The organism is Bradyrhizobium sp. Ken01 (assembly GCF_055807355.1).
In genome coordinates this window covers 1-254 of the sequence record NZ_JBVVPC010000252.1, presented here as the reverse complement: position 1 = coordinate 254, position 254 = coordinate 1, and the positions used below count along the sequence as shown (strand labels likewise).

The window sequence follows — 254 nt, the reverse complement described above, 5'->3', positions numbered from 1 at the left end:
ACTCCAGGCCCAACACCTTCCTGTCCCGCCATCGTGACGCCAGAGGCTTGTTGCGCAAGGTGATCGCGACGGCTTCGGGCCCAACATCAACTTTGCCGACACCCCGTTCCGACGCTGCTATCCGCAACCTGGTAAGTTCCAGCAGAACGGTCACTTCGCCAGGCATGTCACCAAAGCGGTCCTCGAGCTCCTCGCTGAATGCATCAAGGTCCAAGTCAGAACGAATACGAGAGAGCCGCGCATAGAGGCCAACA

At 59.1% G+C, this 254-nt stretch carries 1 protein-coding gene; it reads right to left on the bottom strand.

Annotated features, from left to right (window positions below):
• Positions 1–254, bottom strand: a 254-nt coding sequence (locus tag AC0L3S_RS39540) for a TRCF domain-containing protein (protein ID WP_473285393.1), incomplete at both ends; no start/stop codon positions are given.